At 65.0% G+C, this 24,917-nt stretch carries 29 protein-coding genes; 11 read left to right on the top strand and 18 right to left on the bottom strand.

The features are described from left to right. Window positions 1-61 precede the first annotated feature (61 nt). Entirely contained in the window at window positions 62-1,591 is a 1,530-nt protein-coding gene (locus BLQ71_RS15405) for a DUF2125 domain-containing protein (RefSeq protein WP_074622350.1), read from the bottom strand. A gap of 153 nt (window positions 1,592-1,744) precedes the next feature. On the opposite strand from BLQ71_RS15405, the gene BLQ71_RS15400 reads away from it, so the two are divergent. Then, window positions 1,745-2,500, top strand: a complete 756-nt coding sequence (locus BLQ71_RS15400; RefSeq protein WP_043142242.1) for an SDR family oxidoreductase — start codon at window positions 1,745-1,747, stop codon at window positions 2,498-2,500. Further along, window positions 2,497-3,105 carry an enoyl-CoA hydratase/isomerase family protein gene (locus BLQ71_RS15395; RefSeq protein WP_074622349.1) on the top strand — a complete coding sequence of 203 codons (609 nt, stop codon included), beginning with the start codon at window positions 2,497-2,499 and terminating at the stop codon, window positions 3,103-3,105. The genes BLQ71_RS15400 and BLQ71_RS15395 overlap by 4 nt, the downstream gene beginning before the upstream one ends. On the opposite strand, the gene choV is transcribed toward BLQ71_RS15395, so the two are convergent. Next, window positions 3,102-4,115, bottom strand: a complete 1,014-nt coding sequence (choV, locus tag BLQ71_RS15390; protein ID WP_069207987.1) for a choline ABC transporter ATP-binding protein — start codon at window positions 4,113-4,115, stop codon at window positions 3,102-3,104. The genes BLQ71_RS15395 and choV overlap by 4 nt on opposite strands. Beyond that, complete coding sequence (gene choW, locus BLQ71_RS15385; protein WP_074622348.1) at window positions 4,112-4,942, bottom strand: choline ABC transporter permease subunit; 831 nt, start codon at window positions 4,940-4,942, stop codon at window positions 4,112-4,114. The genes choV and choW overlap by 4 nt, the downstream gene beginning before the upstream one ends. Window positions 4,943-5,073: 131 nt before the next feature. On the opposite strand from choW, the gene BLQ71_RS15380 reads away from it, so the two are divergent. Further along, on the top strand, window positions 5,074-5,709 hold the full coding sequence (locus BLQ71_RS15380) for a glutathione S-transferase family protein (protein ID WP_074622347.1): 636 nt from the start codon (window positions 5,074-5,076) through the stop codon (window positions 5,707-5,709). 32 nt (window positions 5,710-5,741) lie between these two features. Here BLQ71_RS15380 and choX read toward each other — a convergent pair whose 3' ends face one another. Then, window positions 5,742-6,662: a choline ABC transporter substrate-binding protein gene (gene choX, locus BLQ71_RS15375; protein ID WP_069208150.1), complete on the bottom strand. Its 921-nt coding sequence runs from the start codon at window positions 6,660-6,662 to the stop codon at window positions 5,742-5,744. Window positions 6,663-6,808: 146 nt separating this feature from the next. On the opposite strand from choX, the gene ade reads away from it, so the two are divergent. Further along, window positions 6,809-8,503: an adenine deaminase gene (gene ade, locus BLQ71_RS15370; protein ID WP_074622346.1), complete on the top strand. Its 1,695-nt coding sequence runs from the start codon at window positions 6,809-6,811 to the stop codon at window positions 8,501-8,503. A gap of 75 nt (window positions 8,504-8,578) precedes the next feature. Here the strand turns inward: ade and BLQ71_RS15365 are convergent, their stop codons facing one another. Further along, a complete protein-coding gene (locus BLQ71_RS15365) occupies window positions 8,579-9,754 on the bottom strand; it encodes a lytic murein transglycosylase (protein ID WP_069207984.1) in 1,176 nt (391 codons plus the stop codon). Window positions 9,755-9,996: 242 nt separating this feature from the next. Between BLQ71_RS15365 and BLQ71_RS15360 the strand changes: the two genes are divergently transcribed. Next, window positions 9,997-10,353, top strand: a complete 357-nt coding sequence (locus BLQ71_RS15360) for a response regulator transcription factor (RefSeq protein ID WP_308421245.1) — start codon at window positions 9,997-9,999, stop codon at window positions 10,351-10,353. 6 nt (window positions 10,354-10,359) lie between these two features. Here BLQ71_RS15360 and BLQ71_RS15355 read toward each other — a convergent pair whose 3' ends face one another. The 7 genes from BLQ71_RS15355 to def (BLQ71_RS15325) all read right to left on the bottom strand — a co-directional run bounded on the left by BLQ71_RS15355 (window position 10,360) and on the right by def (BLQ71_RS15325) (window position 14,677). Then, window positions 10,360-11,349 (bottom strand): glutathione S-transferase family protein, encoded by a 990-nt coding sequence (locus tag BLQ71_RS15355; RefSeq protein WP_074622344.1) that lies wholly within the window; start codon window positions 11,347-11,349, stop codon window positions 10,360-10,362. A gap of 97 nt (window positions 11,350-11,446) precedes the next feature. After that, window positions 11,447-11,680, bottom strand: a complete 234-nt coding sequence (locus BLQ71_RS15350) for a GlsB/YeaQ/YmgE family stress response membrane protein (RefSeq protein WP_043142272.1) — start codon at window positions 11,678-11,680, stop codon at window positions 11,447-11,449. 203 nt (window positions 11,681-11,883) lie between these two features. Continuing rightward, window positions 11,884-12,123 (bottom strand): hypothetical protein, encoded by a 240-nt coding sequence (locus tag BLQ71_RS15345; RefSeq protein WP_043142274.1) that lies wholly within the window; start codon window positions 12,121-12,123, stop codon window positions 11,884-11,886. Between the two features lie 58 nt (window positions 12,124-12,181). Then, window positions 12,182-13,093, bottom strand: coding sequence for a methionyl-tRNA formyltransferase (gene fmt, locus BLQ71_RS15340; protein ID WP_074622343.1), 912 nt, complete (start codon window positions 13,091-13,093; stop codon window positions 12,182-12,184). 65 nt (window positions 13,094-13,158) lie between these two features. Beyond that, entirely contained in the window at window positions 13,159-13,653 is a 495-nt protein-coding gene (gene def, locus BLQ71_RS15335; protein ID WP_074622342.1) for a peptide deformylase, read from the bottom strand. Then, window positions 13,650-14,153: a peptide deformylase gene (gene def / locus BLQ71_RS15330; RefSeq protein ID WP_074622341.1), complete on the bottom strand. Its 504-nt coding sequence runs from the start codon at window positions 14,151-14,153 to the stop codon at window positions 13,650-13,652. The genes def (BLQ71_RS15335) and def (BLQ71_RS15330) overlap by 4 nt, the downstream gene beginning before the upstream one ends. Continuing rightward, window positions 14,150-14,677 (bottom strand): peptide deformylase, encoded by a 528-nt coding sequence (gene def / locus BLQ71_RS15325; protein WP_069207978.1) that lies wholly within the window; start codon window positions 14,675-14,677, stop codon window positions 14,150-14,152. The genes def (BLQ71_RS15330) and def (BLQ71_RS15325) overlap by 4 nt, the downstream gene beginning before the upstream one ends. 103 nt (window positions 14,678-14,780) lie before the next feature. Here def (BLQ71_RS15325) and BLQ71_RS15320 point away from each other — a divergent pair, with 103 nt between their 5' ends. Further along, window positions 14,781-15,956, top strand: coding sequence for a MalY/PatB family protein (locus tag BLQ71_RS15320; protein WP_074622340.1), 1,176 nt, complete (start codon window positions 14,781-14,783; stop codon window positions 15,954-15,956). Between the two features lie 135 nt (window positions 15,957-16,091). Here BLQ71_RS15320 and BLQ71_RS15315 read toward each other — a convergent pair whose 3' ends face one another. The 6 genes from BLQ71_RS15315 to BLQ71_RS15290 form a co-directional block, all read right to left on the bottom strand. Then, complete coding sequence (locus BLQ71_RS15315; RefSeq protein WP_074622339.1) at window positions 16,092-16,712, bottom strand: trimeric intracellular cation channel family protein; 621 nt, start codon at window positions 16,710-16,712, stop codon at window positions 16,092-16,094. 13 nt (window positions 16,713-16,725) lie between these two features. Further along, complete coding sequence (gene rnhA / locus BLQ71_RS15310; RefSeq protein ID WP_074622338.1) at window positions 16,726-17,178, bottom strand: ribonuclease HI; 453 nt, start codon at window positions 17,176-17,178, stop codon at window positions 16,726-16,728. Continuing rightward, entirely contained in the window at window positions 17,171-17,761 is a 591-nt protein-coding gene (locus tag BLQ71_RS15305) for a class I SAM-dependent DNA methyltransferase (protein WP_074622337.1), read from the bottom strand. Before BLQ71_RS15305 ends, rnhA begins: the two co-directional genes overlap by 8 nt. A 41-nt stretch (window positions 17,762-17,802) precedes the next feature. Then, window positions 17,803-18,255, bottom strand: a complete 453-nt coding sequence (locus BLQ71_RS15300; protein WP_074622336.1) for a DUF3429 domain-containing protein — start codon at window positions 18,253-18,255, stop codon at window positions 17,803-17,805. Between the two features lie 7 nt (window positions 18,256-18,262). Further along, window positions 18,263-19,219, bottom strand: coding sequence for a 4-hydroxy-3-methylbut-2-enyl diphosphate reductase (ispH, locus tag BLQ71_RS15295; protein WP_074622335.1), 957 nt, complete (start codon window positions 19,217-19,219; stop codon window positions 18,263-18,265). A gap of 215 nt (window positions 19,220-19,434) precedes the next feature. After that, on the bottom strand, window positions 19,435-20,007 hold the full coding sequence (locus BLQ71_RS15290; protein ID WP_043142294.1) for a LabA-like NYN domain-containing protein: 573 nt from the start codon (window positions 20,005-20,007) through the stop codon (window positions 19,435-19,437). 137 nt (window positions 20,008-20,144) lie between these two features. On the opposite strand from BLQ71_RS15290, the gene folK reads away from it, so the two are divergent. The 5 genes from folK (at window position 20,145) to BLQ71_RS15265 (ending at window position 24,817) form a co-directional block, all read left to right on the top strand. Next, window positions 20,145-20,705, top strand: a complete 561-nt coding sequence (gene folK / locus BLQ71_RS15285; RefSeq protein ID WP_074622334.1) for a 2-amino-4-hydroxy-6-hydroxymethyldihydropteridine diphosphokinase — start codon at window positions 20,145-20,147, stop codon at window positions 20,703-20,705. A gap of 83 nt (window positions 20,706-20,788) precedes the next feature. Further along, a complete protein-coding gene (gene rpoZ / locus BLQ71_RS15280) occupies window positions 20,789-21,142 on the top strand; it encodes a DNA-directed RNA polymerase subunit omega (protein WP_043142299.1) in 354 nt (117 codons plus the stop codon). A gap of 28 nt (window positions 21,143-21,170) precedes the next feature. Next, a complete protein-coding gene (locus BLQ71_RS15275; protein WP_069207972.1) occupies window positions 21,171-23,321 on the top strand; it encodes a RelA/SpoT family protein in 2,151 nt (716 codons plus the stop codon). 16 nt (window positions 23,322-23,337) lie between these two features. Continuing rightward, complete coding sequence (locus BLQ71_RS15270) at window positions 23,338-23,973, top strand: DUF2062 domain-containing protein (protein WP_043142302.1); 636 nt, start codon at window positions 23,338-23,340, stop codon at window positions 23,971-23,973. 94 nt (window positions 23,974-24,067) lie between these two features. Continuing rightward, window positions 24,068-24,817: a pyridoxine 5'-phosphate synthase gene (locus BLQ71_RS15265; protein WP_043142304.1), complete on the top strand. Its 750-nt coding sequence runs from the start codon at window positions 24,068-24,070 to the stop codon at window positions 24,815-24,817. The last annotated feature ends 100 nt before the right edge of the window (window positions 24,818-24,917 follow it).

The raw sequence follows: 24,917 nt of genomic DNA, 5'->3' as shown, positions 1-24,917 counted from the left end.
CAACCAAACGTAAAAAGGGCGGGGAAGTCCCCGCCCTTTTCGTCTGCGCCGGTGCGGCGGCTTACTGGATGCGCTGACCGTTGGCCAGGACGTGGCCCTCGGCGTTGATCTCGATGGTCGAAGTCGCGGTGTCGGGGTCTTCGCCCGGCACGGTGAACATCGACATCATCATGCGAAAGCCCATCGCGTCCTCTTCGGGCAGGAGACCCATCGAGATCAGGCTGTCGACAAGACCGTTTGCACCCGCGATCGACACGTCCAGCTTGCCCTCGGGACGCGGCACGCCGCCGAATGTCTGCAAGTCGCTGTTGTCGAAGGTGAAAGCGCCCGAACCCTTGACCATCGCACCCACGGCATCGACCACGAGGCTGTTGAGCGTCAGCGAGTTCAGTTCACCCGGCATACCGCCGGTCATGCCCAGCTTTTCCATCGAATCCGTGTCCAGCAGGCTGATGAAGGGCGTGACCATCGCATCGAGGCTGAAGGCGACGGTGGCCGGATCGCGGGGCAGCACCTCACCCGGGTCAAAGATGTTCCACAGCATATCGTCCATCGTGAACCCGCCCAGGGTCAGCGACAGCGACGCGGGGCGCGGCTCTTCGGAGGGCGACAGCGGCATGGCCAGCGAGAAACCGGCCTCGCCCAGCGCGGCGTTGATCGGCAACGGCAGTTCCGGGCCGGACATCGCAACGGTCTGATCCGCAGCCGACAGGCGATAGGACAGGTCGGTTTCCGACACGGCCACGCCGAACTCGCCACCGGAAGAGCTGAACATGCCGCTGGTCGGGCCGTCGCCTTCGTTCAGGCTGAACTCTGTCTTGCCGCCGTTGTGCTTGAGCACCGCGTCGACCATGCCACCGTTCTTGAACATCGAGGTCGGGTCCTCGACGTCCAGATCCAGCGGCAGGCGCGTGGTGCCGGTGCTGCTGAGCCCGGCCAGGGCCATCGAGAACATGAAGGCATCGTCGCCATCGGGTTCGTCAAAGCTGACATCGATGGCCAGGTCGCCCATCGTCATGTCCTGCTCGATGCTGCGCATCACCTCGTCCTTCATGATGTGCGAGGTGCCAGACAGCGGGCCCATGCTCATCGTGGCGCTGATGACGTCGCGGCCGTACTCTTCCTGGTCCTCGTGGTCGAAGACGCGGGTCAGTTCCAGCGCGACACGCTCGCCCGAGTAGGTGTAAGTCAGATCGCCGGGGTTGCCTGACACCAGCATCTCGAGATCGGTGTGGGTCATTTCCAGCACGATTTCGCCGACGACCTCGTCATCGTCTTCGACGAAGTAGACCATGACCTCGCCCACCTCGGGGTAGGTGATGGACACGCTGCCTTCACCGGCTTCGGCAAAGGTCATCGGCGGCATGGTCACGCGGACAAGGCCATCCTCTTCGGGGATGGTGACGACCATCGTCATGTCCGAGATCACCAGCGACGAGCCTTCCATCGTCTCTGTGGCGGTGATCTGGTAGCCGAAGTTGGACATGTATGCTTCGAAGTCGTCCCAGACCTGCTGGGGCGTGACATCGGCCCAAGCCTGTCCGGCCATAGCCACGATGGCCAGCGCAGAGGCTGTTGCGTAGCGTTTCATAATCTCTCCTCTCTGTCGGGGCAAACGAATGGGTGCAGTGTCAAGGCCTTCTCGGGGCCGGTCAAGGGACTGGATTCCATACTATTGAGCGATTACGACAGTTGCGAGACGCCATTTGTGGCGCAAATCACCAATTCCATCAGGAGACTGGGCATGAGCAGCGATCTGAGCGGAAAAACGGTACTGATCACGGGCGCAAGCCGCGGGATCGGGGCCGAGGCGGCGCGGGCATTCGCCGCGGCGGGGGCACGGGTGGCGCTGGTCGCGCGCTCTGCCGAGGCGATCGCGGACCTGGCCGGCGAGATCGGCGAACAGGCGGTGGCGATCCCCTGCGACATCGCCCGTTACTGGGAGGTGGAACAGGCGGTGACCAAATGCCTTCAGGCGCACGGCAGCCTGGACATCCTTGTGAACAACGCCGGCGTGATCGAACCCGTGGCCCGCATGGCCGATGCCAACCCCGAGGCCTGGGGAGAGGTCATCGACATCAACCTCAAGGGAGTGTTCCACGGCATGCGCGCGGCGCTGCCCGTGATGCTCGACTCCGGCGGCGGCACGGTGCTGACCATCGGGTCCGGCGCAGCGCACGGGCCTGTCGAGGGCTGGTCGCACTACTGTTCGTCCAAGGCCGGTGCGCTGATGCTGACCCGCATGATGGACAAGGAATACCGCGACCAGGGGATGCGGGCGATCTCGCTTTCCCCCGGGACGGTGGCCACGCAGATGCAGCGCGAGATCAAGGCCAGCGGCATAAACCCGGTCAGCCAGCTGGACTGGTCGGCCCATATCCCGCCCGAATGGGTTGCCAAGACGCTGGTCTGGATGTGTTCCGACGCGGCGGACGGCTGGTTGGGAGACGAGGTTTCCCTGCGGGACGAGAGCATTCGCAAGGCAGTGGGACTGGCATGATCCGTCTGGACCGCGACGACGGGCTGTGGATCGCCACGATCGACCGGCCCGAAAAGGCCAACTCGCTGACCGCCCGGATGCTCGAAGAGCTGTGCGACATCGCCGATGATGCCCAGACGGGCGCCCGGGCGCTGATCCTGACCGGTGCGGGCAAGGTGTTCTCCGCCGGTGCGGATCTCGAAGCGGCGAAGGCGGGTCTGGCTGTCTCGCCACTGTGGGAACGGCTGTCGGGCGCGATTGCCCGGCATCCCGGTCTGACGATCTGCGCGCTGAACGGGACCGTCGCGGGCGGGGCAATGGGCATGACGCTGGCCTGTGATCTGCGAATCTCGGTCCCCGGCGCCAAGGTGTTCTACCCGGTGATGAAGCTGGGCTTTCTGCCGCAACCGTCAGACGCCAAGCGCCTCGTGGCACTGGTGGGTCCGGCAAGGGCCAAGATGATCCTGATGGCGGGCCAGAAGATCCCGGTCGAAGAGGCACAGGCCTGGGGCCTGATAGACCGGTTGGTCGAGGGCGACGTGCTGGCCGAGGCGCGCGCGCTGACCGCCGACACGGTGGGCGCTGGTCCGGAACACGCCCGCGCGATCAAGGGATTGATCGTCTAGCTGTTCGCACACAGCCGCGCGATGACGCTGTCGGAGGTCACACGACCCAGCGCCGCGCCCGCCTCGGTCACGGTCAGAGGCCCCTCTTTCAGCCTTGGCATCAGGTCCCGGATTGGGGTTTCGGCCGCGATCTCGCCCGCTCCGTTGCCCGTGCCAGGTTCCATCACGTCGCGTGCGGTCAGCACGCCCAGCGGATTCATGTTGGCGACGAAATCGGCGACATAGTCCGAAGCAGGGTTCGAGAAGATCTCGCGCGGGGTGCCGGTCTGGACGATGCGGCCGCCTTCCATGATGGCGATGCGGTTGCCGATCTTGAAGGCCTCGTCGAGGTCGTGACTGACAAACAGGATGGTACGTTTCAGCTCACTCTGCAGGTCCAGCAATTCGTCCTGAAGACGGGTGCGGATCAGCGGATCGAGCGCCGAAAAGGGTTCATCCATGAGCAGGACCGGCGCCTCGGTGGCAAAGGCACGGGCCAGGCCCACGCGCTGCTGCATGCCGCCGGACAACTCACCGACCTTGCGATCGCCCCAATCGGCCAGCCCCACCAGCGCAAGCTGACGCTTGACGGTCTCGGTGCGCTCCTTGCCCCCCTGCCCCGCCAGTTCCAGCCCGAAGCCCACGTTTTCGGCCACGGTGCGCCAAGGCAGCAGACCGAATTGCTGGAACACCATCGCCACGCGGCGCTGGCGGATACGGCGCAGGCGCGCGGCGGTGCAGCTGGCCACGTCGACCATGTCGCCGTCGTCATTCACCAGCACGCGCCCGCGCGCGACCTTGTTCAGCCCGTTGACCGCGCGCAGCAGCGTCGACTTGCCTGATCCGGAAAGCCCCATCAGCACGACGATCTCGCCCTCCTCGACGCTGAGCGTGCAGTCATGCGCGCCCAGCACCTGGCCGGTTTCAGACTGGATCTCGCCCCGGTCCTTGCCCGCATCCGCCAGGGGCAGCGCGCTGGCGGGGCGGTCGCCGAAGATGATCGAGACGTTTTCGAAGGCGACAGCGCTCATTGTTTCCACCTCAGGGCACGGTCCAGCATGATGGCGACGACCACGATGATCAGCCCCGCCTCGAAACCAAGGCCCGTGTCGACCCGGTTCAGCGCGCGCACCACAGGCACGCCCAGCCCGTCGGCACCGACCAGTGCCGCGATCACCACCATCGACAGCGACAGCATGATGGTCTGGTTCAGCCCGGCCATGATCTGCGGCAGCGCACTGGGCAGTTCGACCTTCCACAGCTTTTGCCCCGGCGTGGCGCCAAAGGCATCCGCCGCCTCCAGGAGCGCCTTGGGCGTCGAGGAAATGCCCAGGTGAGTCAGGCGAATGGGCGCGGGCACGACAAAGATCACCGTGGCAATCAGGCCCGGCACCATGCCGATGCCGAAAAAGACGATGGCCGGGATCAGGTAGACGAAGGTCGGCAGGGTCTGCATCAGGTCCAGAACCGGACGCAGGAACCGATAGAGACCGGGATTGTGGGCGGCAAAGATGCCGACGGGCACGCCGACCCCCATGCAGACCACGCAGGCCGAGAGCACCAGTGTCAGGCTTTCGGTCGTCTCCTCCCAGTAGCCCTGGTTGAGGATGAAGAGAAAGCCCAGGAAGACCATCAGGGGCACCTGCCAACTGCGGTGCAGCGCGGCGGTCGCGGCGGTGAACAGCAGCACCACCAGCATCTCATGCGGGGTCTGCAACAGCCAGAGGATCGCCTCGATCAGCGCCTCCATCGCCACGGCCATGCCGTCGAAAAACCAGCCTCCGTGTTCTTGCAACCAGTCAAAGACCGCCTCCGCGGCGTCACCTACGGGGAGCTTGTGCTCGGTCAGCCAGTCCAAATGTCATCCCTTTCGTTCCCTGACCAAAGCATGAGGGCTGTGCCGCCAGATGTGAAGCGGGTTTCCCGATTGACGCTTGGTGACGAGCGCGCGCCATGAGAGCCTGACCGTGCGGAAGCCGGAGAGAGATCATGAGTGACATCACATTTTACACCAATCCCATGTCGCGCGGGCGCATCGCCCGCTGGATGCTGGAAGAAACCGGCGCCCCCTACCGGACGGAAGTCCTGGATTATGGCCCCGCCATGAAGACCCCCGCGTACCGGGCACTGAACCCGATGGGCAAGGTGCCGACCGTGGTGCATGGCGAGGTGGTGGTGACGGAATGCGCAGCGATCTGCGCCTATCTGGCCGATGCCTTCCCCGAGGCCGCACTGGCGCCAGAGCCCGGATCGGACGCGCGGGGCACCTACTATCGCTGGCTGTTCTTTGCCGCCGGGCCGGTCGAGGCGGCGGTGACGGCGGCGTCTTTCGGCTTCGACACGCAGGATGAGCAGGCCTATGGCCGGGCCGGCTGGGGCAACCTGGAGGCGGTGACGGATACGCTGGAGGGGCTGCTCTCCGACGGGCGGCCCTACCTGCTTGGCGACCGGTTCTCGGCGGTGGATGTCTACCTGGGCTCGCAGATAGCCTGGGGGCGGCAGTTCGGCACCCTGCCCGACCGCACAGCCTTTGCCCCCTACATCGCGCGGATCATGGGGCGTGAAGCGGCGGTGCGGGCGCAGGACATGGACAATGCCCTGATGCCGGAACGGGACGAAGGCTGACCGATGGGGGCGCCGTGGCGCCCCCGCCGCGATCACTTCAGCGCGTCCATGACGGCGGCCTTGGCGTCACCACCGTCCATTGCGGTCACGCCGTCCAGCCAACCGTCCAGTACGCCGGTATTGGCCGAAAGCCAGGTCCTGGCGGCATCCTCGGGGTCTTCGCCTTCGTCGAGGATCAGCGCCATGATCTCGTTTTCCATCGCGAGGGTGAACTCGAGGTTCTTCAGCAGCGCGCCGACATTGGGGCATTCATCCACGTAGCCCGCGCGGGTATTGGTATAGACCGTGGCCCCCCCCAGGTCGGGGCCAAAGTAGTCGTCGCCGCCGGTCAGGTAGGTCAGGTCGTAGTTGGCGTTCATCGGGTGCGGTTCCCAGGCCAGGAAGACCACGGGCTCGTCGCGCTTCACTGCGCGACCGACCTGTGCCAGCATCCCCTGCTCCGAGCTTTCCTTGACCTCGAAGGCGCTGAGGCCAAAGGCGTCGGCGTCGATCATGTCCATGATCAGGCGGTTGCCGTCATTGCCCGGCTCGATTCCGTAGATCGTCTCGTCCAGCGCATCCGCATGGCTGGCGATATCTGCGAAGTCGGCGATGCCCAGTGCGGCGCCCACGGCATTGGTGGCCAGCGTGTATTTGGCGCCCTGCAGGTTGTCACGCACGGTATCGACGGTGCCCGCCTCACGGTAGGGCGCGATATCCGCCTCCATGGTCGGCATCCAGTTGCCCAGGAAGACGTCGATGTCGCCCTCGGCCATCGACGTATAGGTCACCGGAACGGACAGCACCTTGATGTCGGTCTCGTAGCCCAACGCATCCAGGACCAGCGTTGTGGCGGCAGTGGTGGCGGTGATGTCGGTCCAGCCGACATCCGAAAAGGTGACGCTGCCGCATTCGGCCATCGCGGTGCCCGCAACGAGGCTCAGCGCAAGCGCGGACGTGAGGGTCTTTGTCATGGAAATCTCCCTGGTTGGTTTTGCGCGTGAGTAGATCGTGCCTTTGGCCCCAATGCAACCGGGATGGAACCGGCGGCGGAAGGTCTCGCAGGTGGCGCAGCGCTGTGCCATCATCCGGCACGAGGCAATTTTCGAAAGGCAGGATCATGGCGGATCTGGAACAGCGCATCGCGCAGGGGCGCGGGGATGAACCGGCGGACAAGGTGCTGCGCGGCGGACGGGTGTTCGACCTGATCACCGGCGAGTTTCTGGAGGGCGACGTCGCGATCTGCGGCGACACGATCGTCGGCATCATGGACCGCTACGAGGGACGCGAGGTGATCGACGTCTCGGGCCTGATCCTGGTGCCGGGGTTCATCGACACCCACCTGCATATCGAATCCTCGCTGGTCACGCCCTTTGAATTCGACCGCTGCGTGGGTCCGCGCGGGGTGACGACGGCCATCTGCGACCCGCATGAGATCGCCAACGTGATCGGCGAGGCCGGCGTGCGCTATTTCCAGGAGGCCAGCCGGCACACGCTGATCGACATCAAGGTCCAACTGTCGTCCTGCGTGCCCTCGACCCACATGGAAACCGCCGGGGCCGAACTGACCGCGGCAGAGATCGCCGGGCTGATGGGGCATCCCTCGGGCCTGGGTCTGGCGGAGTTCATGAACTTCCCCGGCGTGATCCATCGCGATCCCGGCTGCATGGACAAGTTGCGCCTGTTCGAGGACGGCCATGTGGACGGGCATTGCCCGCTGCTGTCCGGCAAGGACCTGAACGCCTATGTCGCGGCGGGCATCCGGACCGAGCACGAAGCGACCGGCGCGGATGAAGCCCTGGAGAAGCTGCGCAAGGGGATGCATGTGCTGATCCGCGAAGGCTCGGTTTCCAAGGACCTGCATGCGCTGCAACCGCTGCTGAATGAACGAACGGCGCCCTACATGTGCCTCTGTACCGACGACCGCAACCCGCTGGACATCGGCGAACACGGGCACCTGGATTACATGATCCGCGAGTTGATCCGGCTGGGATCGCCGCCCCTGGCGGTCTATCGCGCGGCCAGCCTTTCGGCGGCCGAGGCCTTTGGCCTCAAGGATCGCGGCATGATCGCGCCGGGCAAACGGGCAGACATCGTGGCCATCGGATCGCTGGAGGCTTGCGACGCGCGGATGGTGCTTGCAGGTGGCGTGGTGCTCTCGGAGGCGGCCTTTTCGACGCGCGAGACGGTGGCGCCCGTGGGGCGTGCTTCGGTCAAGGCGCCGCGGGTCTCACCCGAGAATTTCCGGGCGCGGGCGAACCGGGTCGAAACGGATGTGATCGGCATCCGAGAGGGCCAGATCCTGACCGATCACCTGCACGAGGACATCCCTATCGTGGACGGTGACAAGGCGCCCGACGCGGCACGTGACCTGGTGCGCATCGCCGTGGTGGAACGGCACGGCAGGAACGGCAATATCGCGACGGGTTTCGTGAAGGGCTTTGGCCTGCAGGCCGGGGCCATTGCCTCGACTGTCTGCCACGACCACCACAACATCGCCTGCGTCGGCGTGAATTACTCCGACATGGCCGTGGCCGCCAACCGGCTGTCAGAGATCGAGGGCGGTTTCGTGGTGGCGCGGGACGGACGGGTGCTGGCCGAACTGGCGCTGCCCGTTGCAGGACTTATGAGCCTGGAGCCCTTCGAAGAGGTCCGCGCCCGGTTGGTCGATCTGCGGGCGGCGGCGAAGTCGCTGGGTGTGACGCTGGAAGAACCTTTCTTGCAACTGGCCTTCCTGGCGCTGCCGGTAATCCCGGCGCTGAAGATCACCGATCGCGGCATGGTGGACGTGAACCGCTTCGAGATCATCGGGTAAGGCAAGATCCTCCCACCGCCAGATAGTTTCGGCCCGAACGGGCCGAAACGTCATGCAATCCGATCCTTGTCCCGCTTAGAGACGGTTCAGCAGCGCAGGCGTCGGCCAGGCATCGGCGGGTAGGCCCAGTTCGCGCTGGACGTTGCGTACCGCGTCACGGGTGCCCGCACCAAGGATGCCATCGATTTCACCCACATCGTAGCCGCGCGCGGCCAGCTTGGACTGCAGGCGCTTCATCTGCTCACCCGACAGGCCCGGCTCTGGGTTGCCCGCGTCATAGACCGGCGCACCCTCCAGCCTCGTGCCGAAGTAGGCGGCGGTCAGGACGTAGGTAAAGCTCTGGTTCCACTCGAAGTAGATGCTGAAGTTCGGATAGGCAATGAAGGCCGGGCCTTTGCGGCCCTGCGGGATCACGATCGATGCCTCGAGCCGGCCATCGTCCAGTGCGCCGTGCTTGCCGCGCACGCCCAGCTGCTCCCATTCCGCAACCGTCTTGGTGGCGTGCATGCCCGTGTCGTACCAATCCAGGTCCGAGGGCAGCTCGACCTCCTGCAGCCAGGGCTCGTTCGGGCGCCAGCCGAGATGCGACAGCATCTTGGCACCGGACATCAGCGCATCCGGGGCCGAGGTCTTGGGCGTCACATGGCCGTCGCCGTCCCCATCGACACCGTTGATCAGGATGTCCTTGGGCAGCATCTGGACCATGCCGATCTCACCGGCCCAGGCGCCGGTCGTGGTGCGCGGATCGAAATCGCCGTTCTCGTACAGCTTGAGCGCCGAGAAGATCTGCGGCCGGAAGATTTCCGGGCGACGGCAGTCATGCGCCAGCGTCACCAGCGCGTTGAGCGTGTTGAAATCGCCCTGGAAGGCACCGAAATCCGTCTCGAAGGCCCAGAAGGCCAGCAGGACACCGCGCGAGAGGCCGAATTCCCGCTCGATCCGGTCAAAGACGGAATCGTAGCGGTCCGCCATCTGGCGCCCCTTATCCAACCGGTACTGGCTGATCAGCTTGCGCGAGAAGGTGATGAAGGGATCCTGGAAGATCCCCTGACGGCGATCGGCCCGCAACACGGCATCGCTTTGCTGGGCGCTGGCGAAAAACTGCCGAACCGTGGCGGGGTCATGTCCCTGCGTGACCGCCTCTTGCGCCAGACCGTCGACGAAGGCGCCAAAGCTGCCGCCGCAGGGCACGTTCTGCGCCTGAGCCGCGCCCGCCAGCATCAGTGCACCGATAATTGCCGAAAACCGCATGGAATTCCTCGCTTGCTCTCTTTGGCAGCACAGTATCAACACCGGCGCCCGGGGCAAGCATGCTTCACGGCACGGGCGCCTGATGGCGTATTCCCGACAACCGGGGCGGGTATTTACCGTTTATTCAAAATTCTCATGGCAATTAACCGTTTCTTCACTCCTGTGAACACATGATGAAGGCAAGGAACGGTTCACCGGGGATGGTCTGCCCCGGTGCTGGGTGCGAGGAGAGTCGCTTGAACGTGCTGATCGTGGAAAACAGCGAGCCGCTGGCTCAGCTGTGGCAGAGGCATATCCAGCGTGGAGGTGCCCGTGTCTGGACGGCCTCCACCGAGCAGGTCGCCTTTGACCTGCTTGCGGCACAGAGTTTCGACATCATCATCCTGGACGTGGTGCTGGATGGCGGCAACGCGTTGGCGGTCTCCGACCTGGCGCAGTTCCGCCAACCCGAGGCGCGGATCATCTTCGTCACCAACACGACCTTCTTTTCAGATGGGTCGATCTTCAATCTCTGCGCAAATGCCTGCGCCTTCCTGCCCAGCAGCACCTCGCCCGACGACCTGGCCACGATGGTCCGGCACTACGCCCGCGCGGGTTGACGCGGTTCAGGCCGCGCGCAGCCGGTCACGCCCATGCGGCGCTCCAAGATCCAGCTCCGGCCCGATGGGCACGATGCGATGCGGGTTCACTGTTTCGTGGCTATAATGGTAATGCCGCGTAATATGGTCGAAATTCACCGTCTCTGCCACGCCCGGCCACTGGTATAGCTCGCGGGTGTAGGCCCAGAGGTTCGGATAGTCGACGATCCGCGCACGGTTGCACTTGAAGTGACCGTGATAGACCTTGTCGAACCGGATCAGCGTGGTGAACAGCCGCCAGTCGGCCTCGGTGACCCGGTCGCCCATCAGGTAGCGGTTGTGCGACAGCCGGTCCTCGATCCAGTCCAGCGTGTCGAACAACGGATGAACGGCGGAGTCATAGGCCTCTTGCGTGGTCGCAAAGCCCGATTTGTAGACGCCGTTGTTCAGCGTGTCGTAGATACGTGCATTCACCGGCTCGATCGCCTCGCGCAACGCCTCTGGCCAGAAGTCCTGCGTGTTGCCGGTGATCCCGTCGAACGCGCTGTTGAACATGCGGATGATCTCGGCACTTTCGTTCGAAACGATGGTTTCGCGGTGCTTGTCCCAGAGCACCGGGACGGTGACGCGGGTCGTCGCCTGCGGATCGGCCTTGGTATAGATGTCACGCAGGAAGGGCAGGCCATAAAGTGTGTCGCCCGTGGCGCCCTTGTCGTCGGTCTCGAAGGTCCAGCCGTCGCCCAGCATGTCCGGATGCACGGCGCTGACGGTGATCAGGTCCTCCAACCCCTTGAGCTGGCGAAAGATCAGCGCGCGATGCGCCCAGGGACAGGCATAGCTGACATAGAGATGATAGCGGCCCGGTTCGGCCTTGAACCCGCCCTCGCCCGTCGGGCCGGGGGCGCCATCGGCGGTGATCCAGTTGCGCCAGCTCGACTCCGACCGCACGAACTTGCCGCCGGTCTTTCCGGTGTCATACCAGCCCTCGTGCCAGGTGCCCTCAACAAGTTGTCCCATGATGTCCTCCTTTGACCTGGCAAGGAGGTAGAGCCACAAGGCCCGCGTACCAAGGCCGACCGGCGCGCAGGGGGCCTGTGCTGACGCACAAGCCCGTTTAACGCATGAAGGTCTGCCAGACCCAGATCAGCAGCAAGGCCCCCAGCACCGCGCCCACGAGTCCCGCCAGAAGCCCGGTCATGGTCAGCAGGAAGCGCAGGACAAGGCCGCCGATCAGCGCCCCGCCGATGCCGATGGCGATGGTCGGCAGGATGCCGGTTTCCATCCTCATCATGCGGGTGGCAAGGAAACCGGCGGCGGCGCCGACGATGATGAGCCAGACGATATGCATGCGTGCTCCTGTTGGGCTGGCGCGTCTCTATGGGCAGGATAGGCGAGCGGGACGGCGGCGCAATGGGGAATTGATGAGCGCGTTGCCGGCACCCGGAGCGGCCCCGCCGCTTCTTTGGTTTTCCAAATACCCTCGGGGGAGTCGACCGAAGGGAGACGGGGGCAGAGCCCCCTGCCCGCCCGCCACAAGCCCGTCGCTTGAGGTCAGCGCCGGCGCCAGTGGGTCGGCACGATGATCAGCGCCCCGATCGAAGAGAGGATGGCGTTCACGCCGGGGCTGCGAAATCCGACACCGAACATGATGGTGACAAAGTAGAACAGGAAGGCGCCACCGATGCATATGATGATGCTTTGCAGGATGCCGTTGCGGGTGAATCCCGATTTCTCTGAGAGATAGCCGGTGATCCCGGCGATGACCACGGTGCCGATCAGGGTGGGGAACATGCGGGTCTCCTTGCGTCCGGGGGCACGATAGGGGTCCGGGCGCGCGATGCCCAGAGGGTCAACCTCCCAGCTGTGTGCCCCTGGGCAGGGGGCAACCGTTGAGGAAGGTGGCGGCGTCCTGCGCGCCCTTGCCCGCCCGTTGCGCGCGGGTGATGCGCAGGGCGCCGGTCCCGCAGGCCACGGTAAAGCGGTCGTCCAGCAGCGTACCCGGCGCGCCCTGCCCCTCTGCGGGTTCGGCGCCCAGCAGCTTTATCCGGTCACCGCCGTGCGTGGTCCAGGCCCCGGGAAAGGGCGCAAGGCCGCGAACCTGGCGCGAGATCTCCTCAGCAGGTCGGGTCCAGTCGACGGCGGCCTCGGCCTTGTCGATCTTCGCGGCATAGGTGACCCCCGCCTCGGGCTGAGGCTCAGGCACCAGGTCGTCGATCCGGTCGAGCGCCTGCGTGATGAGCTGGGCGCCCATCCGGCTGAGCCGGTCGTGTAGTTCCCCGGTGGTTTCCGTGGCCCCGATGGGCGTGGCCTCGCGCAGCAGCACCGGGCCGGTGTCGAGCCCCGCTTCCATCTGCATGATGCAGACGCCGGTTTCCGGGTCTCCGGCCATGATGGCGCGGTGGATCGGGGCTGCGCCGCGCCAGCGGGGCAGCAGCGAGGCGTGGATGTTGAGACAGCCGTGTTTCGGCGCATCCAGCACCGGCTGCGGCAGGATCAGCCCGTAGGCGACCACAATCGCCACATCGGCGTTCAGATCGGCGAATGCGGCCTGGTCCTCAGGCGATTTCAGCCGCTCGGGATGCCGGACGGGCAGGCCCAGCGCAAGGGCGCGCTGGTGCACAGGGGTCGGGCGGTCCTTCTTGCCACGTCCGGCGGGGCGCGGTGGCTGGCAATAAACGCAGGCGATGTCATGGCCCGCCGCGTGCAGCGCGTCGAGAACCGGGACGGAGAAATCGGGGGTGCCCATGAAGACAACGCGCATGTACCTGCTCCTGCGGTGATCGTATCGCGGGTGTAGCGCAGGCAGGCGGGCGGGACCAGACGGCGTCAGGCGCGTTTGCGGGCCTTGCGCAGCAGCATGTCGCGTTTCATCTTGCTGAGCCGGTCGAAATACATCCGCCCGTTCAGGTGGTCGATCTGATGCTGGACCGAGGTGGCCCAGAGACCGACAAGATCCTTGCGCACTTTCATTCCCTGCGGGTCGGTGTAGGTGACGGTCACGGCGCGCGGGCGGCTGATTTTCGCATGCACGCCGGGCAGGTTGGGGCTCGCCTCATCATGGTCACGGAATTCGACCGAGGCATGCAGGATCTCCGGGTTGGCCATGCGCAGGGGCTTGCCACGTTCCTCGGAGGCATCCACCACCGCAAGTCGCAACATCACGCCGATCTGCGGCGCGGCAAGGCCGACGCCGGGCATCGCCTCCATCGTGTCGATCATGTCATCCCAGATGGCACGGATCTCGTCGGTGATTTCAGCGACCGGCTTGGCGGCGGTGCGCAGGCGCTTGTCCGGCCAGGGAACGAAAGGACGTACGCTCATGTGCCCTGCCCTGCTTCATAGGCCGCCAAGAGCGCATCGCGCCCCGCCCGGTCCAGCCGGTCGAAATGCAGCACCCCGTCGAGATGGTCGTATTCGTGCTGGGCGATGGTGGCCTCGGCCCCTGTCAGGGTCAGTTGCCGCGCGGCGCCCGTCAGGTCGGTGAACGCAAGGGTGATCTCCGCCGGGCGGGTCACCTCTGCCGTCACGCCCGGGACGGAGAGACAGCCCTCTGTCGCCACGGCCTGTTCGTCAGAGGCCGAGAGGATCGCCGGGTTGATGCAGACAAACGGGGTCATGTCCCCCTCTTTCCAGCCCGCGTCCATGACAAAGAACCGCTGCATCACGCCGACCTGCGGCGCGGCAAGCCCACGGCCAGGCGCATCGTACATGGTTTCGAACATGTCCGTTACCAGCGTCTCGAGCGCGGCGGGGTCCTCGACAGGGGCACAGGGCAAAGCCAGGCGCGGGTCGGGCCATTTCAGGATCGGAAGGATGCTCACGCCTTTTCCCGCGCCCGCTCTTTCTTGAGCTTGACCATCTTGCGGGTGATCATCTGCCGCCGAAGCGGTTTCAGGTAGTCGATGAAGAGCTTGCCGTCGAGGTGGTCGATCTCGTGCTGGACGCAGGTCGCCCAGAGCCCGTCGAAGGTTTCGCGCTGCAGCTTGCCGTCACGGTCGAGCCACTCGACATCCACCACCTTGGGCCGTTCGACATCGGCATACTGGTCGGGGATGGAAAGACAGCCTTCCTCGTAGACGTTGCGTTCATCGCTGCTGGCCACCACCTGCGGGTTGAACATGACCAGCGGGCGCGGGTCGTCCCCGTCATCCTTTTTCGCGCAGTCCAGCACGATCAGCCGCGACAGGATACCGATCTGCGGCGCGGCCAGCCCGATGCCCGGGGCGGCGTACATGGTTTCCAGCATGTCGTCCGAAAGGCTGCGCAGTTCGTCCGACAGATCGTCGACGGGGGCACAGACCTTTTTCAGGCGGGGATCGGGGTGAATGAGGATCGGCCGTTTCATGCGCCCGATTTAAGCATCACGGACAACATAGGCAAGCGCGGCCCCTTGCACCTGACACCGGGACGGATAGCTTGCGCGTCAAAGTCGCAGAAAGGGCAGAGTCATGAGCCGGTTTGACGAGGACATCGACCGCGTAGGCACGCATTCGACCAAGTGGGACATGATGGAGAAGGTCTATGGCGTCTCGCCAGAGGACGGGCTGGCGATGTGGGTCGCGGACATGGATTTCCGCCCGCCGGACTGCGTGACCTCCGCCCTGCAGCGGATGGTCGACCACGGACTGTTCGGTTATTTCGGCCCCGATACCGCCTATCGGGACGCGATCCGCTGGTGGCTGGACACCCGGCACGGCTGGGAGATCTCGCCCGACTGGATCTTTTCCACGCATGGGCTGGTGAACGGGACGGGCCTGTGCCTGCAGGCCTATACCGAGCCGGGCGACGGCGTAGTGCTGTTCACGCCGGTCTATCACGCCTTTGCGCGGGTGATCCGCGCCGCAGGCCGCGAGGTGGTGGAATGCCCGCTGGTGATGAACAACGGCCGCTACGAAATGGACTTCGACGCCTACGACGCCATGATGACCGGGCGTGAGAAACTGGTGATGCTGTGTTCGCCGCACAATCCCGGTGGCCGGGTCTGGACAGAGGACGAGCTGCGCGGGCTGGCCGAGTTCGCCAAGCGGCATGACCTGGTGCTGGTCTCGGACGAGATCCACCACGACCTGCTGATGCCGGGCGAAAAGCACATCCCGATGGCCAAGATCGATGCGGGGATCGAGGACCGGCTGGTGATGATGTCGGCCACCACCAAGACCTTCAACATGGCGGGCAGCCATATCGGCAATGTCATCATCCCCGATGCCGCCCTGCGCAAACGCTTTGGCGAGGTCATGGCAGGGCTTGGCATGTCGCCCAACTCGTTCGGCATGGTCACGGCGACAGCGGCCTATTCGCCCGAAGGCGCGGCCTGGGTCGATGAGCTTTGCGCCTATCTCGACGGCAACAGGCGGCTGTTCGACGAGGGCGTGAACGCCATCCCGGGTGTGCAGTCGATGCCGATGCAGGCGACCTACCTGGCCTGGGTCGACTTCGCGGGGACAGGCATGGCCCCCGGGGAATTCACCCGGCGGGTGGAAAAGGAAGCGCGGATCGCCGTGAACCACGGCGAGACTTTCGGCAGTGGTGGAGAGTCCTTCCTGCGGTTCAACTTTGCCACGCCCCGGGCGCGGGTGGCCGAGGCGGTTGCAAGGCTTCAGGAGGCGTTTTCCGACTTGCAGTGAAGGTCGGACTTGCGCCCAATCCAGCCCGTCGCGCCCTTTGGGCGTGGCGGATGCGAGGGGCCAGCCCCTCGCGCTCCCCGGAGGTATTTTCAGCCCAAAGAAACACCGAAGGCGGAGCGAGGCGCGCGCCGGAGGTCACTGTCGCGGCGGGCGAGGACGATAGACCGGCAGGCGCCAGCCCAGCGTCAACGACCCGGCACGCAGCCCGATGGTCACCAGCGCCACGAGCCCCGCGCTGAGCGCGGGCGAAGCCCCGGCCCGGGTGGCCAGGACGCCGGCCAGGGATCCGGCGAGGGCACAGGTGACGTAAAGTTCCCCCTGTTTCAGTACCAGCGGCAGTTCGTTGGCGACCACGTCGCGCGCCAGCCCTCCGGCACAGCCGGTGGCGATGCCCATGACCAGCACCACGCCAACGGGTTGGCCCAACCCCTGCGCCACTCCGGCCCCGGCGGCAACGGCGACCCCCAGCGCCAGCGCGTCCAGCCAGAGGATTGCGCGCATCCGGCTTTCAAGCAGGTGGGCGGTGAAAAAGACCAGAACGGCGGCGCCTGTCACCACGGCAAGGTAGGTCTGGTCGGCAATCCAGATCGGCGTGCGGTTCAGCAGCGTGTCGCGCAGGGTGCCCCCCCCCAGCCCCGTCAGACCGGCGAGAAAGGCAAACCCCACGATGTCCAGCTGTGCCCGGCTGGCCACCAGCGCGCCGGTCAGGGCAAAGACCAGCACGGCGGCATAGTCGAGCAGGACCAGCAGGCTCATGCGCGGTCCGCCGTCATTTCTTGAAGGGCGCCATGCCCGCGCGCGCCAGTTCGTCGGCGCGTTCGTTTTCCGGGTGACCGGCGTGGCCCTTGACCCATTCCCAGGTCACCTGGTGGCGCTTTTGCGCCTCGTCCAGCCGCTGCCAGAGCTCGACGTTCTTGACGGGTTTCTTGGCGGCGGTCTTCCATCCGTTGCGCTTCCAGCCGTGGATCCATCCGGTGACGCCGTTCTTGACGTAGGCGCTGTCGGTCACGACAGTGATGGTCGAGGGGCGGGCAAGACTTTCCAGCGCGTTGATCGCCGCCAGCAGTTCCATCCGGTTGTTGGTGGTCTTCGCCTCTCCGCCCTTCAGTTCACGCTCCTTGACGACCGTCTCGCCGTCCATCGCGCGCAGCAGGGCGCCCCAGCCGCCGGGGCCGGGATTTCCGGAACAGGCGCCATCGGTATAGGCAAAAAGCTCAGGCATGGGTGGTCACCGTGATCCAGGGGGCCATGACGTTGTCGAGGCCGAGGTCCTCACCGTGCCGGAAGGGGCCGGGCGTGAAACCCGCGGCCCGCAGGAGGCCGGTAAGTTCGGCTTCGGTGTAATAGGTATAGAGGCGGCCGAGGTCGTCGCGCTTGCTGCCGGTGCCGGTTTTCACCCCGACATGGAACAGCCCGCCCGGTTTCAGCGCGCGGTGAATGGCCGCCAGATGGCGGGGCATGGCCTCACGCGGGGCGTGCAGCAGGCTGAAATTGGCCCAGATGCCATCATAGGCAGCCGCTGCGTCCAACGCATCGAAATCGGTCTGGCGCGCGCTGACCCCGGGATGGGCCGACGCCAGTTCCACCATCGCGGCGGAGGCATCCCAGGCGTCGACATGATGCCCGGCGGCGGCAATGTGGCGCGCCGATCGGCCCGGCCCGCAGCCGAGGTCGAGCACATGCGCCTTTTCCGGCAGGGCCTCGATGAAGGCCCGAAGAGTGGCGTCCGGAGTGTCGGAGGCGGTAACGCGGGCGTAGTCCTCGGCCCGGCTGTCATAGATACGGATGGTCTCGCGGTCTGTCATGGCGGTGGTCTGGCCTTTTCCGGCGCCCTTCGCAAGCCGGTTCAGAGCAGTGCGGTGAGCAGCAGGCAGGCGACGACCAGAGCCGTCAGCAGGATACGCAACCGCATCCACCACGGCGGCGCCAATCCCCAGCGCCAGAAGGCGGCATCCAGCAGCAACAGCGCCAAAAATCCGAAGGTCAGATTGAGAGCGGCAGCGGTCTCGCCGCCGCCCGTGGTGAAAAAGGCCCAGAGCGCGGGAATGACGGAAAGCACGTAGCCGGTGGTCGCGCGGCTGCCTTCGGCCTTGGTGGCAAAGCCCCACAGCACGCCGGACATGAAGGACAGGATCACCGCACCGTAGAACAGTTGGACATAGGGGCCGACGAAACGCGGCCCAAGGAAGCCAGTGGCCCAATCGTGCAGGCCGGGGGACAGCAAGGTCAGAACACCCCAGCCGAAAGGCAGCACGCCGGCCAGGCCAAGGATCAGGGCAGAGCGGGGGATCCGGGACATGGGCGGATCAGGCCGGTTCGCGCAGAACGCGCGGCACCTTGAACTCGACATTTTCCTGCGCGGTTTCGACCAGTTCAACCGTGACGTCGTGGCGGGCGCGGAAGGCGTCGATGACCTCCTCGATCAGGACCTCAGGCGCCGAGGCCCCGGCGGTGACCCCCACCGATCCGATGCCTTCCAGCGCGCGCCAGTCGATGTCCGTGGCGCGTTGGACCAGCTGCGAATAGGCACAGCCCGCGCGGCGCCCGACCTCGACCAGGCGTTTCGAATTCGACGAGTTTGGCGCGCCCACCACCAACAGCGCATCGGCCTTTGGCGCCAGCGCCTTGACCGCCTCCTGGCGGTTGGTGGTGGCGTAGCAGATGTCTTCCTTGTGCGGGCCGACGATGGCCGGGAAACGGGCCCGGAGCGCGGCCACGATGTTGATCGTATCGTCGACGGACAGGGTTGTCTGTGTCACGAAGGCCAGGCGCTGGGGATCGCGCACCTCGACATGGGCCACGTCCTCGACCGTTTCGACCAGCAGCACCTCGCCCGGCGGCAGCTGACCCATCGTTCCCACGGTCTCGGGGTGGCCGGCATGGCCGATCATGACCATCTGCAACCCGTTCTCGTGGTGGCGGGCGGCCTCGATATGCACCTTGGAAACCAGCGGGCAGGTCGCATCGACATAGATCATTTCGCGCCTGGAGGCCTCTGCCGGAACGGATTTCGGCACTCCATGCGCGGAAAAGATCACCGGGCGGTCGTCGGGGCAGTCTTCCAGCTCCTCGACAAAGACAGCCCCCTTGGCGCGCAGATCGTCGACGACATACTTGTTATGGACGATCTCGTGGCGGACATAGACCGGCGCGCCCCATTTCTCGAGCGCCATTTCCACGATCTTGATCGCCCGGTCGACACCGGCGCAGAAGCCGCGTGGTGCGGCCAGGTAGAGAGTGAGCGGCGGCAGTCTGTCGGTCATCGCGCGGCCTTTCGTCCTGTGCTGTCCCCTGACCTAAGACCTTGGCCCCTGCTCGTCCAGTGTGCCCCTATGCCGAAGCCGGACAGGTCAAGAAGCCGGACAGGTCAAAAGGAAAGGGACGGCGCAGCGCACCGTCCCTTCTGTTCCGGGCCGCCCTGCCCTGTTACCGCCCTCTCATCCCTGTGGAGCGGTTGCCGGGGTTGCAGCCTGTGGCCTTACTTGCTCGAGGCGACCTCGAAGTTACGTTCGACCTGAGTGTCGCGCGGCGGACGACCGATGACTTCACGCAGCTCGTCGAGCTCGATGAAGTTGTCGGCCTGGCGGCGCAACTCGTCGGCGATCATCGGGGGCTGCGACCGGATGGTCGAGACCACCGAAACCCGCACGCCCTGCCGCTGGAGGCTTTCGACCAGCGGACGGAAGTCGCCGTCACCGGAGAAGAGCACGATGTGATCCACCCGCGGGGCCAGCTCCATCGCATCGACCGTCAGCTCGATGTCCATGTTGCCTTTGACCTTGCGGCGCCCTTGGCTGTCCGTGTACTCCTTTGCCGGCTTGGTCACCATCGTGAAGCCGTTGTAGTGGAGCCAATCAACCAGAGGGCGAATAGGAGAGTACTCATCGTTCTCCAGAAGCGCCGTGTAGTAGAAGGCCCGAACCATCTTGCCACGACGTGCGAATTCCTGTCTCAGGAGCTTGTAGTCGATATCAAACCCGAGAGCCTTCGCCGCTGCGTAGAGATTGGAGCCATCTATGAACAGCGCAAGCCGTTCGTCCTTGTAGAACATAAAATTTCCTTTCGTCCAATCGGCCCGCCAAGTCCGTGAGTGAGTGAGTGGTAGCGGGCGCGTCCGGCTAAGATTATGGTTTTTTCCGCGCATCGCAAGGCGCAGGGAAGTCTCAAAAGAATAGTACGTTAGGGCAAATGGCACAAGAATTCCTTATAGCACTCGGCTCGAACCTGCCGTCCAGCGCGGGCGGCAGCAGCGACACCCTGGCCGCAGCGCTGACCGCGATGGCCACCTCGGGGCTGCGCCTGCGCCGGGTCAGCCGCTTTTTCGCAACCCCCTGTTTTCCGCCCGGCAACGGGCCGGATTTCGTGAATGCCTGCGTCTCGGTGACGGGCCCCGATCACCCTGAGGTAGTATTGGACATCCTGCATGGCATCGAGGCAGAGTTCGGTCGCACCCGCGGAACGCGATGGGCCAGCCGCCCGCTGGACCTCGATCTGCTGGCCGCGGGCGACCTTGTGCGGCCCGACCCGGAAGGCCAGGCGCACTGGCGCGGGCTGCCCCTGGAACGGCAGACACAGGAGGTTCCCGACGAATTGATCCTGCCGCATCCCCGCCTGCAGGACCGTGCCTTCGTGCTGGTGCCGTTGGCGGATATCGCGTCGGGCTGGCGTCATCCTCTGACAGGCGCTACGGTGGCCGAGATGCTGGCGGCCCTGCCCCGGCAGGACCGCGCCGAAGTCATGGCCCTGTAAGGACACCCCCTTGTATCCCGGGCAAGGGCGCGGTATGTCATGCCTTTCTGAGGCCCTCGTAACAGGATAACGGAGCGCTTTTCATGGCACGCGTGACGGTAGAAGATTGCGTCGACAAGGTCCCGAACCGGTTCGAACTGGTGATGCTGGCCGCACATCGTGCGCGCGAAGTGTCCTCCGGTGCCGCGATCACGGTCGACCGCGACAATGACAAGAACCCGGTGGTCGCCCTGCGCGAGATCGCCGAGGAAACCCAGTCCGCCGACGAGTTGCGCGAGCGTCTGATCGAATCGAACCAGACCCAGATCGAGGTCGACGAGCCCGAAGAGGACGCGATGGCCCTGCTGATGGGTGCAGAGCAGGACAAGCCGCAAGAAGACGACATGTCCGAGGAAAAGCTGCTGCGCGCGCTCATGGAGGCGCAGGGCCAGGGCTGAGCCCCCGGGCCGGCGGTGTGGTGCTGACATGATCTCGGCAGAAGACCTCGTCGATCTCGTCCGCAACTACAATCCGCGCACAAACGCAGACCTGATCACCGCGGCCTATGACTATGGCCGCGAGATGCACGAGGGGCAGTTCCGCAAGTCGGGCGAGCCCTATTTTTCGCATCCGGTGTCGGTGGCGGCGATCCTGACCGAGCAACAGCTCGACGACGCCACCATCATCACCGCCCTGCTGCATGACACGATCGAGGACACGCGTTCGACCTTTGCCGAGGTCGAGCAGCGGTTCGGGCGCGAGATCGCCGAACTGGTCGATGGTGTCACCAAGCTGACCAACCTCCAGCTGTCCAGCTCCGAAACCAAGCAAGCGGAAAACTTCCGCAAGCTGTTCATGGCCATGTCCAAGGACCTGCGCGTGATCCTGGTCAAGCTGGCCGACCGGCTGCACAACATGCGCACCATCCGCGCCATGCGCCCCGACAAGCAGGTGCAGAAGGCGCGCGAGACGATGGACATCTACGCCCCGCTGGCAGGCCGGATGGGCATGCAGTGGATGCGCGAGGAACTGGAGGACCACGCCTTTCGCGTGCTGAATCCCAAGGGCCGCGACAGCATCATCCGCCGCTTCATCACCTTGCAGCGCGAAACCGGCGACGTGGTGCAGCGCATCACGACAGACATGCGCCACGAGCTGGAAAAGGCGGGCGTCGAGGCCGAGGTCTTTGGCCGCGCGAAAAAGCCCTATTCGATCTGGCGCAAGATGCAGGAAAAGAAGATCGGCTTTTCCCGCCTCTCCGACATCTACGGTTTTCGCGTCATCACCCGGTCTGAAGGGGATTGCTACGGCGCGCTTGGTGCCATCCACCAGCGCTGGAAATCCATCCCCGGCCGGTTCAAGGACTATATCAGCCAGCCAAAGACCAACGGCTACCGCTCAATCCACACCACCGTGTCGGGGCGCGACGGCAAGCGGGTCGAGGTTCAGATCCGCACCCGCGAGATGCACGAGGTCGCCGAGACCGGCGTTGCCGCGCATTGGTCCTATCGTGACGGGGTGCCGGCAGAGAACCGCTTTGCCGTCGATCCGGCCAAGTGGATCGCCTCTGTCACCGAACAGTTCGACGCCGAGGAAGACCACGACGCCTTCCTCGAGGCGGTCAAGCTGGAGATGTATTCCGACAAGGTCTTCTGCTTTACCCCCCAGGGTGACGTGGTGAAACTGCCCCGTGGCGCGACGCCGATCGACTATGCCTATGCGATTCACACGCGGATCGGGTCGAAATGCGTCGGCGCCAAGGTTGACGGCATCCGCGTGCCGCTGTGGACACGGCTGAAGAACGGCCAGTCGGTCGAGATCATTACCGCCGAGGGCCAGGCGCCGCAGGCGACCTGGCTGGACATGGCGACGACGGGCAAGGCGAAATCAGCCATCCGTCGCGCCCTGCGCGAGGCCAACAAGGAACGCTACGCCAAGCTGGGCCACGAACTCGCCCGCGCCGCCTTCGAATCGCGCGGCAAGAAGGCCACCGACAAGGTGCTGGAAAAGGCGGCGGCGACGCTGCGGCTGGAAGACACGGAAACCCTGCTGGCGCGGCTGGGCAGCGCCGAGCTGACCACCTCCGAGGTGGTCGAGGCGGTCTATCCCAACCTCGCCATCCAGGACGACGGCGAGATCGAGATGAAGCGCGCTGTCGTGGGCCTTGAACACGGGCAGGGTTTTGAGCGGGCGAAATGTTGCCAGCCGCTGCCGGGCGAACGAATCGTCGGGCTTGCGCATCGCGGGCAGGGCGTCGCCGTACACGCCATCGACTGTGCCGCCCTGGCCGACCATGAGGACCAACCGGAACGCTGGCTGGACCTGCACTGGGCCGAGGGCAAGCACCCGGCCGTCTACACGGTGTCACTTGAACTCACCATCGGCAACGATGCAGGCGTCCTGGGACGGATTTGCACATTGATTGGCGAGACCAAGGCCAATATTTCTGATTTGAATTTCCTCGCACGCAAACCGGATTTTTACCGCCTCATGATGGACATTGATCTGCGAGATGCAGAACATCTGCATTCCCTGATCTCCACGCTGGAGGCGGAAAGCCACGTGGCCTCTGTCGTCCGTCGACGCGACCCCGGGCTTGAATCGGTTCCGGCTGCGGCGACGGAAGCGGCAGAATAGGCAGGAAAGGCACAACTTGGTCTTCAAGAGACGCGACAGACGGCCCATTGGCCGGATCGTGCTCGAAGCGCTCTGGCCGCGCGGCGGCTGGGCGCGGGCGGCGCGGTATGTCCAGTTGCGTGTCAACCGCCTGCCCGATCCGCCCGACAGGATCGCGCGTGGCATCTTTGCCGGTGTCCTGACGACCTTCACGCCCTTCTACGGGTTTCACTTCTTCACTGCCGCACTGATCGCCTGGATCATGCGGGGCAACATCCTGGCCGCGATCCTGTCGACATTCTTTGGCAACCCGCTGACCTATGTGCCCATCGGCGTGATCGCGATGAAGACGGGGTACTGGCTGCTAGGTCTCGAGGCGGACAAGGATCACGGCAGCATCGGCAAGAAATTCGTCAAGGCGGGCCAGGACCTGTGGGACAATTTCATCGCCATCTTCACCCCGGACAAGACCGACTGGAGCCACCTCAAGATCTTCTACGACGAGGTATTCTTTCCCTACATGGTGGGCGGCATCCTTCCCGGGCTGATCGCGGGCACCATCGCCTATTACGTCTCGCTGCCGCTGATCACCGCCTTTCAGAACCGCCGCAAGGGAGCCATCAAGGCCAAGCTGGCCGAGCTGAAGAAGAAAAAGGCGCGCGAGGCCAAGTGACCGCCCCGGCCCGCCGGAACCTCCCGATTCCGGCTTTCATTTTCCCGCCCGCCGCTCTAGCTTTTGATCAAATTCCAGAACGGGGATCGCCATCATGACCCAAACCGGACAGCTGCGCCTTGGCGTCAACATCGATCACGTCGCAACCGTGCGAAATGCACGTGGCGGCGCCTATCCCGACCCGATCCGGGCCGCCAAGCTGGCCGAGGAAGCGGGCGCCGATGGCATCACCGCGCACCTGCGCGAGGACCGGCGCCATATCTCGGACGCGGACATCGACGGGTTGATGGAAAACCTGAGCGTGCCGCTCAACTTCGAGATGGCCGCCACCGACGAGATGCAGAAGATCGCCCTTCGTCACAAGCCGCACGCCGTCTGCATCGTGCCCGAAAAGCGCGAGGAAAAGACCACCGAGGGCGGGCTGGAGGTCGCGCGCGAAGAAAACAAGCTGGCACATTTCATCGCTCCCCTGCGCGAGGCAGGATGCCGGGTGTCGATCTTCATCGCCGCCGACCAGCGCCAGATCGAGGCCGCACATCGGATCGGAGCGCAGGTGATCGAACTGCACACCGGCGCCTATTGCGATTTCCATGCCGAGGGCCATTTCGACAAGCGCGACGCGGAACTGGAACGGATGCGCGAGATGGCAGCCTATGCGCACTCTCTGGGACTGGAGGTTCACGCCGGGCACGGGCTGACCTATGACACCGTTCAGCCCGTCGCCGCCTTCCCCGAGGTCATGGAACTGAACATCGGCCACTTCCTGGTGGGAGAAGCGATCTTTCGCGGTCTCGGCCCGGCCATCTCGGAAATGCGCCGCCTGATGGACGCCGCCCGCACCTGACCCCGGACGGACCGGTCGCCCGGTCCGCCGCATTCCTTACGATTGTCACCACTTTTTTGCCGTAAAGACGGGTATACTCGGCCCGAACGCGTGCAATTGC

Origin of the sequence: Antarctobacter albus (genome assembly GCF_900101505.1) — a bacterium.
Lineage (GTDB): Bacteria > Pseudomonadota > Alphaproteobacteria > Rhodobacterales > Rhodobacteraceae > Antarctobacter > Antarctobacter albus.
Note: the sequence above shows the minus strand (reverse complement) of the source record. Positions and strands in the feature narration are given on the sequence as shown.

Coding starts and splice junctions, on each gene's coding strand:
- BLQ71_RS15405 (WP_074622350.1), bottom strand. CDS start 1,591: ATGAAACGCTACGCAACAGCCTCTGCGCTGGCCATCGTGGCTATGGCC.
- BLQ71_RS15400 (WP_043142242.1), top strand. CDS start 1,745: ATGAGCAGCGATCTGAGCGGAAAAACGGTACTGATCACGGGCGCAAGC.
- BLQ71_RS15395 (WP_074622349.1), top strand. CDS start 2,497: ATGATCCGTCTGGACCGCGACGACGGGCTGTGGATCGCCACGATCGAC.
- choV (WP_069207987.1), bottom strand. CDS start 4,115: ATGAGCGCTGTCGCCTTCGAAAACGTCTCGATCATCTTCGGCGACCGC.
- BLQ71_RS15380 (WP_074622347.1), top strand. CDS start 5,074: ATGAGTGACATCACATTTTACACCAATCCCATGTCGCGCGGGCGCATC.
- choX (WP_069208150.1), bottom strand. CDS start 6,662: ATGACAAAGACCCTCACGTCCGCGCTTGCGCTGAGCCTCGTTGCGGGC.
- ade (WP_074622346.1), top strand. CDS start 6,809: ATGGCGGATCTGGAACAGCGCATCGCGCAGGGGCGCGGGGATGAACCG.
- BLQ71_RS15365 (WP_069207984.1), bottom strand. CDS start 9,754: ATGCGGTTTTCGGCAATTATCGGTGCACTGATGCTGGCGGGCGCGGCT.
- BLQ71_RS15355 (WP_074622344.1), bottom strand. CDS start 11,349: ATGGGACAACTTGTTGAGGGCACCTGGCACGAGGGCTGGTATGACACC.
- BLQ71_RS15350 (WP_043142272.1), bottom strand. CDS start 11,680: ATGCATATCGTCTGGCTCATCATCGTCGGCGCCGCCGCCGGTTTCCTT.
- BLQ71_RS15345 (WP_043142274.1), bottom strand. CDS start 12,123: ATGTTCCCCACCCTGATCGGCACCGTGGTCATCGCCGGGATCACCGGC.
- fmt (WP_074622343.1), bottom strand. CDS start 13,093: ATGCGCGTTGTCTTCATGGGCACCCCCGATTTCTCCGTCCCGGTTCTC.
- def (WP_074622342.1), bottom strand. CDS start 13,653: ATGAGCGTACGTCCTTTCGTTCCCTGGCCGGACAAGCGCCTGCGCACC.
- def (WP_069207978.1), bottom strand. CDS start 14,677: ATGAAACGGCCGATCCTCATTCACCCCGATCCCCGCCTGAAAAAGGTC.
- BLQ71_RS15320 (WP_074622340.1), top strand. CDS start 14,781: ATGAGCCGGTTTGACGAGGACATCGACCGCGTAGGCACGCATTCGACC.
- BLQ71_RS15315 (WP_074622339.1), bottom strand. CDS start 16,712: ATGAGCCTGCTGGTCCTGCTCGACTATGCCGCCGTGCTGGTCTTTGCC.
- rnhA (WP_074622338.1), bottom strand. CDS start 17,178: ATGCCTGAGCTTTTTGCCTATACCGATGGCGCCTGTTCCGGAAATCCC.
- BLQ71_RS15305 (WP_074622337.1), bottom strand. CDS start 17,761: ATGACAGACCGCGAGACCATCCGTATCTATGACAGCCGGGCCGAGGAC.
- BLQ71_RS15300 (WP_074622336.1), bottom strand. CDS start 18,255: ATGTCCCGGATCCCCCGCTCTGCCCTGATCCTTGGCCTGGCCGGCGTG.
- ispH (WP_074622335.1), bottom strand. CDS start 19,219: ATGACCGACAGACTGCCGCCGCTCACTCTCTACCTGGCCGCACCACGC.
- BLQ71_RS15290 (WP_043142294.1), bottom strand. CDS start 20,007: ATGTTCTACAAGGACGAACGGCTTGCGCTGTTCATAGATGGCTCCAAT.
- folK (WP_074622334.1), top strand. CDS start 20,145: ATGGCACAAGAATTCCTTATAGCACTCGGCTCGAACCTGCCGTCCAGC.
- rpoZ (WP_043142299.1), top strand. CDS start 20,789: ATGGCACGCGTGACGGTAGAAGATTGCGTCGACAAGGTCCCGAACCGG.
- BLQ71_RS15275 (WP_069207972.1), top strand. CDS start 21,171: ATGATCTCGGCAGAAGACCTCGTCGATCTCGTCCGCAACTACAATCCG.
- BLQ71_RS15265 (WP_043142304.1), top strand. CDS start 24,068: ATGACCCAAACCGGACAGCTGCGCCTTGGCGTCAACATCGATCACGTC.